Source organism: Rhodoferax sp. GW821-FHT10B06, from assembly GCF_059415605.1.
In genome coordinates, this window is record NZ_JBWKNO010000007.1 from 181,199 (window position 1) to 195,288 (window position 14,090).

The following is a 14,090-nucleotide window of genomic DNA, read 5'->3' on the forward strand; positions in this document are numbered from 1 at the left end:
AGCAATCAGCTCTTGGCCAGACGGCTGAAGGTCTTGCGGAATTTCTCCACCTTGGGCGCAGCCACCATCAGGCAGTAGCCCTGGCTGGGGTGCTTTTCAAAGTAATCCTGGTGGTATTCCTCGGCGGGCCAATAGTTGGCCAGGGGCAGCACCTCGGTCACCACTGGGTGGCGATAGGTCTTGCTGTCGTTGACCTCACGCAGCACAGACTGCACCACTTCCTGCTGGTCGGGCGAATTCACGTAGATGCCGCTGCGGTACTGTGTGCCTACGTCGTGGCCTTGCTGGTTCAGCGTGGTCGGGTCATGGATGACGAAGAAGATTTCCAGAATCTCACGCAGGCTGATTTGGGCCGGATCAAACTCCAGCTTGACCACTTCGGCATGGCCGGTCTGGCCGCTACACACGGCCTCATAGCTGGGATTCTGGGTCGTGCCGTTGCAATAGCCGCTTTCTACATCGGTAATGCCGCGCACCTGGACGAACACGGCTTCGGTGCACCAAAAACAACCGCCGCCCAAGGTGATGGACTCACGTTGGGCGGCACTGGACGAGGATGTGGAGGACGGCGAATTTTGCATAAGCTACTTTGTACACCGATTCAACAGCGCCCGACTTGTACACTCACCTTGCCCCCTGCCCCGACTGGAAAGCAGCCAGCTTCGATACAAAGCAAAACATGGTGTAGCGCACGAATTGCCTGCACCAACAGCTATCAATACAAGAGCAAATGAATCCAAGTGAACTCAAACCCATACTGACAGCATTGGCCATGCCTCCAGCCGGGCCTTTGTTGCTGGCGGCTCTGGCCAGCGTGCTGGCGCGGCGACGCAAATGGCTGGGCCGGGGCATCGCCGTGCTGGCCCTAGCAGGTTTGTGGCTGCTGAGCTGCAATGTAGTGGCGGTCTGGCTGGCGCAGACCCTGTTGCCGCAGGTTGCAGCCATTCCACCCGCCACTGCACCCAGCTACCTGCAGGCCCACCAGGTCCAGGCGATTGTGGTGCTGGGCGGTGGCGTGCAGCCCAGCGCACCCGAATACGGCGCGGCCCAGCCCTCGGCCCAAACCGCTGCGCGGCTGCGCTACGGCGTCTGGCTGGCGCGCCAATCCAGCCTGCCACTGGCGTTTGCAGGCGGCGTGGGCTGGGCCAATAGCGGCACCAGCGCCATGTCGGAAGGCGATGTGGCAAAGGCCATGGTGTCGAAAGAACTGGGCGGCAACCTGCGCTGGGTAGACGACCAATCCCGCGACACCGTGGAAAACGCTCAGAAAATGCAGCGGCTGCTGGCACACGACGGCGTGCAGCGCATCGCGCTGGTAACCCACGCCTGGCATATGCCGCGCGCCGTGCAGGCCTTCGAACGGGCCGGCTTGCAGGTCGTGCCCGCCCCCACCGGCTTTACCCTGCCGCAGCAGCGCACATTGCTGGAATGGCTGCCCTCCGGCAGTGGCTTGCAGTCCTCGCGCGAAATCCTGCGGGAATGGCTAGGCATGCAGGTTGCAGGGCGCATATAAGAACGTGTTTACGATCTAAGGCATGTCATGACTGCGGGAACAAATCCCGCATGTGCCAGCCCAAGCCCAGCCCGTACAGCCCGAACGTTGACGCTGCATCGGTAACGGGCTATATTAATAACCAACCAGTCAGTAAAATGCCCCCCAGCCTAGAGTCCCTGCCCCCCCCTACCGCCAAACGTGCGCGGCGCAAAGAAGCGCGCCCGGGTGAACTGCTGGCAGCGGCACTGGACATCTTTGTTGAAAAAGGCTTTGCCGCAACCCGTGTGGAAGAAGTCGCCCTGCGCGCCGGCGTGTCCAAAGGCACGCTGTTTCTGTACTTCTCCAGCAAGGAAGAACTGTTCAAAGCCGTAGTTCGGCAAAGCCTGACTAGCCATTTCCACGAACTGAACGGCGAAGTGGATGGATACACCGGCAGCATCGCCAGCCTGCTGGAGCACGGCATGCTGACCTGGTGGGAGCGCGTAGGCCGGACCAAAGCCGCAGGCATTAGCCGTCTGATGCTGCTGGAAGCCCATAACTTCCCGGAAATGGCCACCTTCTACCAGGACGAAGTGGTGCACCCCTACCAGCAATTGGTGCGCAAGATACTGCAACGCGGTGTGGACAGCGGCGAATTCGCGCCGCTCAACCTGGACCTGGCCACCTATAGCGTGACTGCGCCACTGATATTCATGTCGGTGGGCCAGCGTGCCGATGGCAGCCACCCCTGCACCCAGCAGCCGTTTACCCCCGAGCAGTACATCGCCTCGCAGGTGCGCATCATGCTGAACGGGCTGCGCGCCCGCCCCGAGCCCTCCGGAGCCGCCACCACATGAAACTTTAGCTATCGACACACACATCGCCGCCCATGCCAAGGCACGACCGGAAAGTAAATGGCCTAGCTGCCCGCCGAACCCGCCATATTCCACCCCTAAAATCCAGAGCTTATTTCGCCTTCGCCACAGAGACCCACCATGACCACCACCGCCCAGATTGAAAAAACCCGCTTCAACATGATCGAGCAGCAGATCCGCCCCTGGGATGTGCTGGACGCCTCGATCCTGGCTCTGTTGTCTATCGTCAAGCGCGAAAAGTTCCTCCCGCCCGAGCACCAGGCCTATGCCTTCATCGACATGGAAGCGCCCCTGCCCGGTGGCCAATGCATGCTGTCGCCCAAGGTCGAGGCTCGCGCACTACAGGACCTGAAAATCCAGAAACACGAAAAAGTGCTGGAAATCGGCACCGGCTCCGGCTACATGGCCGCCCTGCTGGGTGCCTGCGCGCAAAGCGTGCTGTCCCTGGAAATCCTGCCGGAACTCGCCAGCCTGGCCCGCAAGAACCTGCGTGACGCCGGTGTGCACAACGTGGAAGTACGCCAGGCCGACGGCGCCCAGGGCGCGGTCGGCGACGGTCCTTTTGACGTCATCGTGCTCAGCGGCTCTGTGGCTTCGGTGCCTGAAGTACTGAAAGCCCAGCTCAAGGTGGGCGGCCGCCTGTTTGCCATCGTGGGCCAAGACCCGGTGATGCAAGCCCATATCATCACCCGCACCAGCACCACCAGCTACCAGACCACCACCCCCTGGGATATCGTCGCCCCCCGGCTGGCACATTTCCCAGAACCCTCGAAGTTCCATTTCTGAACCCCATGCTCGACCAGATCACCCCCGCCCAACTGGCCCAGTGGCTGCAAAGCCTTCCCTCCACGGCAAAGCCGGTTGTGCTGGATGTACGGGAGCCCTGGGAATGGCAAACCGCCAGCGTGCAGCCAGAAGGCTTTAGCCTGGTGACTCTACCCATGGGCGAAATCCCGGCACGCCTGGCGGAGCTGGACCCCGCGCAACCCGTGGCCTGTCTCTGTCACCATGGCGCGCGCAGCCAGCGGGTCGCCATGTATTTGCTGCAGAGCGGATTCGAGCAAGTGGTGAACATTGCCGGCGGCATAGATGCATGGTCGCAACAGCTGGATACCCGTGTGCCCCGCTACTGACATGACAAGGATGAACATGCAACGTTTCCCGCTCGGCGCGCTCGCTTTGGCCGTGGCTGCCATTTTTGCCGGCTCAGCCCATGCGCAAAGTCTGCAGGAGCTGTATGACTCCGCCCGCGCCACGGATGCAACCTACCAGTCGGCCAAGGCGCAGTACGACGCCAATCTGGCAAAGGCCGACCAAGCCAAGGCTGGCATCCTGCCTACCGCAGGCCTGTCCGCCGGGCTGAACCGTAACCTGCTCGACAGTGTGAATCCCACGCTGGACAAGGACTACACCACCCAGACTGCAGCCCTCAGCGGCACGCAGCCACTGTACCGCCCGGCCAACTGGATCACTTATGAGCAGGGCAAGAAGTCGGTAGAAGTCGCCCAGGCGCAACTGGTCGTGGCCGAACAAGACTTGGTGGTGCGCGTGGCGCAAGCCTATTTCGACGTCTTGGCCGCCAGCGATACCCTGACCTTTGTACGCGCCCAGAAGGCCGCTGTGGCGGAGCAACTGGCTTCTGCCAAGCGCAACTTCGAAGTCGGCACGGCCACCATCACCGATACCCGCGAAGCCCAGGCCCGATTCGACCTGGCCCGCTCCCAGGAGATCGCGGCCGACAACGACCTGCTGGTGAAAAAAATAGCGCTGGACACCATCGTCGGCAAAACCAATGCCCAGCCCACGCCGCTAGCCCAGCCCGCCGTGCTGCCCAACGTGGAAGAAGCCGATGTCTATAAATGGGTCAGCCAGGCCGAAGGCGCCAGCCCGAACGTGCAGCAGGCCCTGGTGGCACTGGATGTGGCACGCCTGGAAACCCAGAAGGCCAAAGCTGGCAATCTGCCCACCCTGGACCTGACGGCCGCCTACAACGTCAACCGCTACCCCAACGGCACCTCCAGCCTGCCGTCCAACTCGCGCAACAACACCGCCGTGGTGGGCCTGAGCCTGACCATTCCACTGTTTGCCGGCTACTCTGTCCAGAACCGTATACGCGAAACCTTGTCATTGGAAGACAAGGCCCAGGCCGACCTGGACGCAACCCGGCGCGCGGTCACACAATCCACCCGCACCGCGTTCTATGGCGTGCTGTCCGGCCTGGCCCAGGTCAAGGCCTTGGAGGCCGCCGAAAGCTCCAGCCAGATCGCACTGGACGCCAACAAGCTGGGCTACCAAGTCGGCGTGCGCATCAATATCGATGTGTTGAACTCGCAAAGCCAGCTCTACCAGACCAAGCAAAGTCTGGCCCAGGCCCGCTACAACGTGCTGGTGGGTTCGCTGAAGCTGCGCCAAGCCAGCGGAAGCCTGAAGCCAGAAGACCTGCAGGCAGTGAACGCCCTGCTGGCCCACTAAGAACGTTCTAAAACCTCAGGCCTGTAACAAGGCCTTGATCGCGGCGGCCGTCTTCTGCGCCGCTCCGCGGTGGGCTGCGGCAAATGCCGGCCCGGCTGCCGCGGCAGCAGCCAGCTGATCCGGCGCCTGGCACCAGGCCCGCACCTGTTCCAGCGCCGCGGGCATATCGGCCACCCGGTAGGCCGCACCGGCCTGGGTTGCCAATTCAGCCGCCTCTGCAAAATTGAAGGTAGAGGGCCCCAGCACCATGGGGCAGCCACAGGCCGCGGCCTCGATCAGGTTCTGCCCGCCCAATGGCTCGAAACTTCCGCCCAACAAAGCCATATGGGCCAGGCCGTAGTACAGCGCCATCTCACCCAAGGAATCCCCCAGCCAGATATCGGCCTCGATCGGAGCGTCCTGCCACTGGCTGCGGCGCGACACGCTCAAACCGTAGGTCTGTACCAGCGCGGCCACTTCGTCAAAACGCTGCGGATGGCGCGGCACGATCAGCCACCGCACACCGCTTGCTCCCATTTTAATAGCACCCAGCGCAGATGAATCCTGCGCCAGAGCCTTAAAAGACTTCAGGGCTTCCAGCAGCATGCGCTCCTCGCCTTCGCGCGCACTGGCCAACAAAACCACCGTACGGCCCGCCGCCTGGCGCCAGTTGCGGCCTCGGGCGCACTGGGCGGCATCCGGGCTGGCATCGAACTTCAAATTACCCAGCACCTGGGGCCTGGGCGCGCCGGCTGCAACGAAGCGCTGGGCATCCGCCTCAGTCTGCGCCCACACCGCGCTCAGCGCGCCATAGGCCGGCCGCGACAACCAAGCCAGCCGCTGGGCCTGGCGCAAGGATTTTTCGCTGAGCCGGGCATTGGCCAGCACCACTGGTATGGCTACGCTACGGCAAGCGGCCAACAAGTTTGGCCAGATCTCGGTTTCCATCAGGATGCCGATACGCGGCTGAAAGTGACTCACAAAGCGCTGCACGGCGCCCAGACTATCCCAGGGCTGCCACACCTGTACATCACCCGGACGCAGCAGAGCGCGGCCTTCAGCCCTGCCGGTGGCCGTGCCATGGGTCAGCAGCAGGCGCAGGTCCGGTATCTCCTTGCGCAAGGCTGCCAGCAAAATGGCGGCGGCCCGGGTCTCCCCCAGCGAAACCGCGTGCACCCACACCCAGCCTGTGCTGGGCGCCTGGGTGTAGTGGCCAAAACGTTCGGATATGTGTTCTGCATAGCCGGGCTCTGCCACGGCGCGCAGACGCAGCTTGCGGCGCAGCAAGGGACTGGCCAGCCACAGCAGCAGGGAATACAAGGAGCGAACCAAGAGTACTCAGTCTCGCAGCGCCGCCAGGGCCGAGGCCTGCATCCAGGCGCCCCAGACCGCATCGACCGTGGGCGTGGTGTCAGACACCACGCTGATCTGGTGGTCGCTCTGCAGCGGGCCGGTACGCCAGGCGGTGTCGAAGTTATATATCTGCACATGCGGCAGATCCAGCGCCACGGCGATATGGCTCAGGCCACTGTCCACGCCCACCACGCCCATGCATTCGGACATGGCATCGGTCAGCGCGTCCACCTTCATGCGGGGCCAGACCACCGCCTGCGTCAGCCGGCTAGCAATGCTTTCGCTGCGCCACAACTCCTCATCATTGCCGTGCGTGAAAGCCACGGTATAGCCCAAGGCATTCATGCGATGTCCCAGGTCCAACCAATGCTCCACCGGCCATTGCTTGTCGGCGCGAGACGTGCCGTGCACAAATGCCACCACGGGCGCGGGAGACGTGGCACCAGAATCGAAGAAGTTGTTGGAAATATTCTTGATCGCGTTCACATCCATGCTGGAATGCGACACCAGGCCGAAATTGACCTTCTCCGGCAATGCGTACACCAAGGCCCGGGCGCACATCACGCGGGAGCGGTTGATGGCGTGGATGCGCGGCTCCACGGGAATGGCCACATCGGCCACCCAGCGGGTAGGCGCCTCAAAACTGGAACCCTCGGTCTGGTTGGCCAGGGCATAACGCAGGCCGTCCGGGCTCAGGCGCGCCATTTTGGCCACCAGCGCGGATTTGCTCAGGCCCTGCAGGTCCAGCACCGCGTCATAGGTCTCCTGCTGCAAGTCGGCCGAAAAGGCACGCCAAGCATTGCGCGTGTCCACGGTAAACACGGTCTTGCGCCAGCGGCGCAAGTCGCACTCGATCACCCGGCGCACGCCCTCACAGCGGCGCACCAGCGGTGCAAAACCCGGTTCGACCACCCAGTCCACCTGGGTACCGGGCAACTCAGAGAGTATGTCCTGCACAGCCGGCATGGCGTGCACCACGTCACCAAGAGAAGACAATTTGACGATCAGAACATTCATGCCAGATACCTGCAGACGCCAGCAGCCACCTTAGTGGGCAGAGGCTGCAAAACTGGCATCGGGCTTGACGCGGCGCAGCAGCGCCAACACATCGGCCTGGATGCGGTCCAGCGCCGCCTGGGTGTGGCCTTCAAAACGCAGCACCAGCACAGGAGTGGTGTTGGATGCGCGGATCAGGCCAAAGCCGTCCGGCCAATCCACGCGCAAACCATCGATGGTGCTGACCACTGCAGGCGCGGCGAAATCCACCAAACGCAAGGCTTCCGCCACCACGCGGGGCGGCTCGCCTTCATGGCAGGGCACATTGAGCTCAGGCGTGGAGAAGCTGGTCGGCAAGGCATGCAACACCGCATTGGCGTCGGGCGACTGGCTCAGGATTTCCAGCAGACGGCAGCCGGCATAGGTGCCGTCATCGAAGCCAAACCAGCGCTCCTTGAAGAAGATATGGCCGCTCATCTCGCCACCGAGCGGCGCCTGGCCACCCGCAGCTTCGATCTCTTTCATCTTGGCCTTGATCAGCGAATGGCCGGTCTTGAACATCAGCGGATGGCCACCGGCGGCAGCAATCGCCGGTGCCAGACGCTGCGAACACTTCACATCGAACAAGATGGTGCCACCGGGCACGCGCCGCAGCACGTCTTCGGCGAACAGCTGCATCTGGCGGTCAGGGTAAATATTGCTGCCGTCCTGTGTCACGATGCCCAGGCGGTCGCCATCGCCATCGAAAGCCAGGCCCAGCTCGGCGCCCGTGGTCTTCAGCGCGGCAATCAGGTCTTCCAGGTTCTCGGGCTTGCTCGGGTCCGGGTGGTGGTTGGGGAAGTTGCCATCCACCTCGCTGAACAGCTCCACCACTTCACAGCCTATGGCCCGCAAAATGGCGGGGGCCGAAGCGCCGGCAATGCCGTTGCCCGAGTCAACCACGATCTTCATCGGCCGGGCCAATTGGATGTCGGAGACGATGCGCGCGGTGTAGGCAGGCAGCACATCTACCTGGCGTACCGAGCCACCGGCCTGGAATACCCAGGTTTCCGCTTCCATCATGCGGCGCAGCGCCTGGATTTCCTCACCATGGATGGCACGCCCACCCATGATCATCTTGAAACCGTTGTAGTCCTTGGGGTTGTGGCTGCCGGTGACTTGGATACCGCTGCGGCACAGGGTGTACGCCGCGAAATACAGCATGGGCGTAGTGGCGGCGCCCACATCAATCACTTCCACACCCACCGCAACCAGGCCACGGATCAGTGCGGCGACCAGGCTGGGGCCGCTTAAACGGCCATCGCGCCCGACAGCAATGACCTTCTCCCCCTCGGCCAGCGCAATCGTGCCGAACGCCCTACCGATTCCCTCTGCAACCGCTTCGTCTACCGTGGTCGGCACGATGCCGCGGATGTCATAGGCTTTGAAGATGGAATTGGCAATGTGCATGGTGTAGATGAGGTCGGGTAAATCAGACATCCGACCCAGAGGGCCAGACCACGAGCGCGAATTGTAGGTTTTTCGCAAGCCCGTTTTGACAGGCCTGCAATCCACCAGCTACGCAGCCTGTGCCGACACACCCAAAGCTTGGTACAACGCAAGGTATTGCGTAGCCGCTGCAGCCCATGAAAAGTTCTGCGCCATGCCACGGCGTTGCAGCTGCTTCCACACATCCGGCAGCGCAAAGTCCTGCACGGCACGGTGCACCGCCAAGGCCAAAGCCTCGCGGGTCGCGGGGCCGAACATGAAGCCCGTTGCGGTGTCCGCCTGCAGGCTGGACGCATCCGCATCCACCACCGTGTCGATCAAACCGCCCACATGGCGGACCACGGGCACAGTGCCGTAGCGCAAGGCATACAGCTGGGTCAGGCCACAGGGCTCGAAACGGGATGGCACCAGCATAGCGTCCGCCCCGGCAATCATCTGGTGGGCAAAGGTTTCGTCATAACCTATGCGCACCGCCATGGCGCCGGGATATGCAGCCATGGCTTCCCTGAAGGCCTTTTCCAGCACGGCATCACCCGTCCCCTGCACCGCCAGCTGCGCACCTGCCGCCAGCATCTCGGGTATGGCGGCCAGCACCAGGTCCAGGCCTTTTTGCTGCGTCAAACGGCTCACCAGGGTAAACAGTGGTGCCTTGGCATCCACCCGCAAACCCAGGGCTTTTTGCAGCGCCGCCTTGCATACGGCCTTGCCAGCCAGATCGGATGCGGAATAGCGAGCGGGAATATCCTTGTCGGTGGACGGGTTCCACACCGCGTCATCCACCCCGTTCAGGATGCCGGAGACATCTGCGCCGCGTGAGCGCACCACCCCATCCAAACCGCAGCCGAACTCGGAGGTTGCGATCTCCTGGGCGTAGCTGGGGCTGACCGTGGTGATGCAGCGCGCGCTGGTCAAACCCGCCTTCATGAATGAAAACTTGCCGTGGTACTCCAGTCGCGTAGGGTCCATGTACCGGATGGGTAAACCCAGTAGATGAAAGTCCCTGGCATCAAACAGCCCTTGGTAGGCCAGGTTGTGCACGGTAAATACCGTCGCCACATGGCCCCCTGGGTTCGCCGCAACGTAGGCACACGCCATGGCAGCGTGCCAATCGTGGGCGTGCAGCACATCGGGCTCCCAGGCCGGATCCAGGCCACCAGAGGCCACCTGGGCCGCCGCCCAGCCCAGCAAGGCAAAGCGCTGCGCGTTGTCCGGCCACTCGGATCCGTCTGCCGCCAAATAAGGATTACCTTTTCGCAGGTAAAAATACGGGGCATCCACCACGTAGGCCGGCACACCGCTGACGGCCAGGGTGCCACGCAGCAAACGTACCCGCCCCGCACCAAACACGGCACCGAGCTCACACACCAGTGCGGGTTTCTTCAGCCCTGCCAGAATGGCTGGAAAGCCCGGCAGCAGAAGACGCACATCAGCCCCCGCCGCAATCAAGGCCTGGGGTAAAGCCCCCATGACGTCCGCCAAGCCACCTGTTTTGACCAGAGGGAAAACCTCGGCGCCTACTTGCAATACTTTCATCCGGCCAACTTCTTCAACATGGAGGGTGTCACCAAAGTAATGCCATTTTCACTGCGGTGGAAGCGCTCCGCATCCAGCACGGCATCTTCACCGATCACCATGCCGTCGGGAATGACGCAGCCACGGTCTATGACAGCCCGCGTGATACGTGCTCCACGGCCCACCTGTACACCCGGCAACAGTACCGACCAATTCACACTGGAATGGGAATGCACCCGCACGCTGGAGAACAGCACGGAACGGAACACGCTGCCCGACACGATGCAACCGCCCGACACCATGGATTCGATCGCCAGGCCGCGCCGGTCATCCTGGTTGTGCACGAACTTGGCGGGCGGCAGCTGCGCCTGGTAAGTCCAGATGGGCCAGTGCGTGTCGTACAGGTTCAGCTTCGGTTCCGTGGCTGTGAGATCGATATTGGCATCCCAGTAAGCATCAATGGTGCCCACGTCACGCCAGTAAGGCTCCTCATCATCCGCATTGGGCACACAGCTCAAAGAGAACGGGTGGGCCGATGCATTGCCGTTGCGCACCGCGCGCGGAATGATGTCCTTGCCGAAGTCGTGGCTGGACTCCGGGTCCGCCATATCGCGTTCCAGCTCGGCATACAGATAGGCGGCATTGAAGATATAGATGCCCATGCTGGCCAGAGACATGTCCGTACTGCCGGGCATGGCCGGCGGGTCGGCCGGCTTCTCCAGGAATTCGGTGATCAGGCTGTTGTCGCCCACGGCCATCACACCAAAGGCAGATGCCTCGCTGCGCGGTACAGCAATGCAACCCACGGTGCATTCCCGCCCTTTGGCCACGTGGTCGGCCAACATCAGGGCGTAATTCATCTTGTAGATATGGTCACCGGCCAGCACCACGATGTAGTCCGCACCATAGCTTTCCAGAATGTCCTGGTTTTGATAGACCGCGTCGGCGGTACCGCGGTACCAGTTTTCGTTGTCGTTGCGCTGCTGGGCCGGCAGCAGGTCCACGAACTCGTTCATCTCATTCTTCAGAAAGGCCCAGCCACGCTGCAAATGGCGCAGCAGGCTGTGCGACTTGTACTGGGTGATCACGCCAATGCGGCGGATACCGGAGTTCAAACAGTTCGACAGTGCGAAATCAACAATACGGAACTTGCCGCCGAAGTAGACCGCCGGTTTAGCACGCCTATCGGTCAGGTTCATCAGGCGGCTGCCGCGTCCGCCGGCCAGTACCAATGCGATGGCCCGCTTGGGCAAATCCAGCCCGAGTGCCAAATCATTTTTTTGCATCAAATGTCTCCAGAAGAAATTAATTGTTGATTGGCTTTCCGATTACCGCCAACATCTTAAACCTCGAAGCCGAAAAAATCCTACAGCCCAACCCTGCATGCGAAAATTCAACAAATAAGCCTATTTCAGAAATCCAAAGCGCTTAGACTCTGCAAAAAAGCCTCCAAATGGAGTGCGACAGCCTTGACCACATTCGACAAAGGATGCCCCTGTGCCCCAGTGTATTACCCCCTCCGCTGACGATATCCATACCGCCATTGAACAGCATCTGCTGCACACCGTAGGCGTATCTCCGGCCGATGCAACCGCACACGACCTGATGCTCGCAAGCTCGCATGTTGCACGGCAACAACTTTCAGCACGCTGGGTGCAAACCCAAAATCAGGAAAAATCCCAGAAGGCCCGCCGCGTGGTCTATCTGTCCATGGAATTTCTGATGGGCCGCACCCTGTCCAACGCCCTGGGCGCCCTGGAGCTGCGTGGCAGTGCCGCAGAAGGCCTGACCCGATTCGCCCAAAACCTGGAAACCGTGGCCGACCGTGAACCCGATGCCGCGCTGGGCAATGGCGGCCTGGGCCGCCTGGCAGCCTGCTTTCTGGATTCCATGGCCACCGTGGGTCTGCCGTCCTTCGGTTACGGCATCCGCTACGAATACGGCATGTTTGCGCAGGATATCCAGAACGGCGCGCAGATGGAGTACCCCGATCCATGGCTGGAAAACGGCACGCCCTGGGAATTCCCGCGTGCAGACATCAGCTACCCGGTGCGCTTTGGCGGCTGGGTAGAGCATGTGGACGGCGCCTCCGTCTGGCGCCATGCGGGTGAAGTGGCGGCCAAAGCCTATGACATGGTGGTGCCCGGCCACGGTACGCCCAAAGTCAGCACGCTGCGCCTGTGGAAAGCCGTGGCACCAGCCCACATCGACTTGAACGCCTTCAACACAGGCGACTACGCACGCGCCGCCAGCCTGAAGAACGAGTACGAAAACATCTCCTGGGTGCTCTACCCCAACGACAGCACGCCCGCCGGGCGCGAGCTGCGGCTGAAGCAGGAGTACTTCTTTGTAGCCGCCTCGGTGCAGGATCTGGTGGCACGGCATCTGGCTGAACACCCGTCGCTGGACAACCTGGCCGAACACGTGGCCATCCACCTAAACGACACCCATCCGGCCATAGGCGTTGCCGAGCTGATGCGCGTGCTGTGCGACGAGCAAGGCATGCCCTGGGACAAGGCATGGAGCATCTGCTGCAAGACCTTCTCGTACACCAACCACACCTTGATGCCGGAAGCGCTGGAAACCTGGCCGGTGAGCCTGATGCAGCATGTGCTGCCACGCCACCTGGAAATCATCTTCCGCATCAACAAGGAATTTCTGGACATCGCCGCCGCCCACCGCCCGGGCGACAACGGCTTCCTGGCCCGCCTGTCGCTGATCGACGAGCAAGGTGAGCGCCGGGTACGTATGGCGCACCTGTCCATCGTCGGCAGCCACAAGGTCAACGGCGTGTCAGCATTGCACTCCGAGTTGCTGGTGCAAACCATCTTCGCCGACTTCGCCAGCATCTGGCCCGACCGCTTCACCAATATGACCAACGGCGTGACTCCGCGCCGCTGGCTGGCCCAGGCCAACCCAGGCCTATCCTCCTTGCTGGACAACACCATTGGTAAGGGCTGGCGCCAGGATCTGGACCAGTTGCAGAAGCTGAAGGCCAAGAAGGACGATGCGGACTTTCAAAAGTCCTTTATGACCGTCAAACGCGCCAACAAGGTCCACCTGGCCGCCGCCATACAGCACAGCACTGGTATCACCGTTAGCCCGGACAGCTTGTTCGACGTGCAGGTCAAACGCATCCACGAATACAAGCGCCAGTTGCTCAACGTGCTCCACGTGGTGACACGCTACCAGGCCATTCTGGCCAACCCGAACGCCGACTGGGTGCCGCGTACCGTGATCTTCGCGGGCAAGGCCGCCTCGTCCTATGTGGCAGCCAAGTCCATCATCCGGCTGATCCACGATGTGGGTACGGTCATCAACAACGACCCGCGGATTGGCGACAAGCTCAAGCTGGTATTCATGCCCAACTACGGCGTCTCGGTGGCCGAAGTCATCATGCCCGGCGCCGACCTGTCCGAACAAATTTCCACCGCCGGCACCGAAGCCTCCGGCACCGGCAATATGAAGCTGGCCCTGAACGGCGCGCTGACCATCGGTACGGACGATGGTGCCAACATCGAAATACGCCAGAACGTGGGGGACGACAACATCTTCATCTTTGGCCTGAAGACCCCCGAGGTGCAAGCCCTGAAGCAAAGCGGCTACCAGCCCATGCGCTACTACGAAAGCACGCCGCAGCTGAAAGCCGTACTGGACGCAATAGCCGGCGGCCAGTTCTCGCCGGACGAACCCGGCCGCTACCGCGCACTGGTGGACTCGCTGCTGTGGGGTGGCGACCACTACCTGCTGCTGGCCGACTACACATCCTATGTAGCGACGCAATCTGAGGTGGATGCGCTGTACCGCCAGCCGGCGGCTTGGTGCGCCAAGGCTATCAGCAACGTGGCGGGCATGGGGGTGTTCTCATCCGACCGTACGATCCGAGAGTACGCAAAACAAATCTGGCACATCACACCGGATGCATCGGGCGCGCTATAAGA

Annotated in this window: 12 protein-coding genes; 6 read left to right on the forward strand and 6 right to left on the reverse strand. The window is 61.9% G+C overall.

What is annotated here, in order from left to right; translation table 11 throughout:
* Positions 1-5 precede the first annotated feature (5 nt).
* Entirely contained in the window at positions 6-581 is a 576-nt protein-coding gene (msrA, locus tag AC07O2_RS13450) for a peptide-methionine (S)-S-oxide reductase MsrA (RefSeq protein ID WP_495076246.1), read from the reverse strand.
* 149 nt (positions 582-730) lie between these two features.
* Between msrA and AC07O2_RS13455 the strand changes: the two genes are divergently transcribed.
* From AC07O2_RS13455 to AC07O2_RS13475, 5 genes are all read left to right on the forward strand, one after another.
* Positions 731-1,513 carry a YdcF family protein gene (locus tag AC07O2_RS13455; protein WP_495076247.1) on the forward strand — a complete coding sequence of 261 codons (783 nt, stop codon included), beginning with the start codon at positions 731-733 and terminating at the stop codon, positions 1,511-1,513.
* Between the two features lie 137 nt (positions 1,514-1,650).
* A complete protein-coding gene (locus AC07O2_RS13460) occupies positions 1,651-2,331 on the forward strand; it encodes a TetR/AcrR family transcriptional regulator (protein WP_495076248.1) in 681 nt (226 codons plus the stop codon).
* A gap of 138 nt (positions 2,332-2,469) precedes the next feature.
* The gene (locus tag AC07O2_RS13465; protein ID WP_495076249.1) at positions 2,470-3,135 is read left to right on the forward strand and encodes a protein-L-isoaspartate O-methyltransferase family protein; all 666 of its coding nucleotides are present in this window, start codon (positions 2,470-2,472) and stop codon (positions 3,133-3,135) included.
* Positions 3,136-3,140: 5 nt separating this feature from the next.
* Positions 3,141-3,482, forward strand: coding sequence for a rhodanese-like domain-containing protein (locus AC07O2_RS13470; protein WP_495076250.1), 342 nt, complete (start codon positions 3,141-3,143; stop codon positions 3,480-3,482).
* 16 nt (positions 3,483-3,498) lie between these two features.
* Positions 3,499-4,821 (forward strand): TolC family outer membrane protein, encoded by a 1,323-nt coding sequence (locus tag AC07O2_RS13475; protein ID WP_495076251.1) that lies wholly within the window; start codon positions 3,499-3,501, stop codon positions 4,819-4,821.
* A 15-nt stretch (positions 4,822-4,836) separates the two neighbouring features.
* On the opposite strand, the gene AC07O2_RS13480 is transcribed toward AC07O2_RS13475, so the two are convergent.
* The 5 genes from AC07O2_RS13480 to glgC form a co-directional block, all read right to left on the reverse strand.
* Entirely contained in the window at positions 4,837-6,132 is a 1,296-nt protein-coding gene (locus tag AC07O2_RS13480) for a 3-deoxy-D-manno-octulosonic acid transferase (protein WP_495076252.1), read from the reverse strand.
* Positions 6,133-6,138: 6 nt separating this feature from the next.
* On the reverse strand, positions 6,139-7,170 hold the full coding sequence (gene waaC, locus AC07O2_RS13485) for a lipopolysaccharide heptosyltransferase I (protein ID WP_495076253.1): 1,032 nt from the start codon (positions 7,168-7,170) through the stop codon (positions 6,139-6,141).
* Positions 7,171-7,200: 30 nt separating this feature from the next.
* A complete protein-coding gene (locus tag AC07O2_RS13490; RefSeq protein WP_495076324.1) occupies positions 7,201-8,598 on the reverse strand; it encodes a phosphomannomutase/phosphoglucomutase in 1,398 nt (465 codons plus the stop codon).
* Between the two features lie 108 nt (positions 8,599-8,706).
* Positions 8,707-10,170 carry a glycogen synthase GlgA gene (glgA, locus tag AC07O2_RS13495; protein WP_495076254.1) on the reverse strand — a complete coding sequence of 488 codons (1,464 nt, stop codon included), beginning with the start codon at positions 10,168-10,170 and terminating at the stop codon, positions 8,707-8,709.
* Positions 10,167-11,435: a glucose-1-phosphate adenylyltransferase gene (gene glgC, locus AC07O2_RS13500; RefSeq protein WP_495076255.1), complete on the reverse strand. Its 1,269-nt coding sequence runs from the start codon at positions 11,433-11,435 to the stop codon at positions 10,167-10,169. Before glgC ends, glgA begins: the two co-directional genes overlap by 4 nt.
* A 211-nt stretch (positions 11,436-11,646) precedes the next feature.
* Here glgC and AC07O2_RS13505 point away from each other — a divergent pair, with 211 nt between their 5' ends.
* Entirely contained in the window at positions 11,647-14,088 is a 2,442-nt protein-coding gene (locus tag AC07O2_RS13505; protein WP_495076256.1) for a glycogen/starch/alpha-glucan phosphorylase, read from the forward strand.
* Positions 14,089-14,090 lie beyond the last annotated feature (2 nt).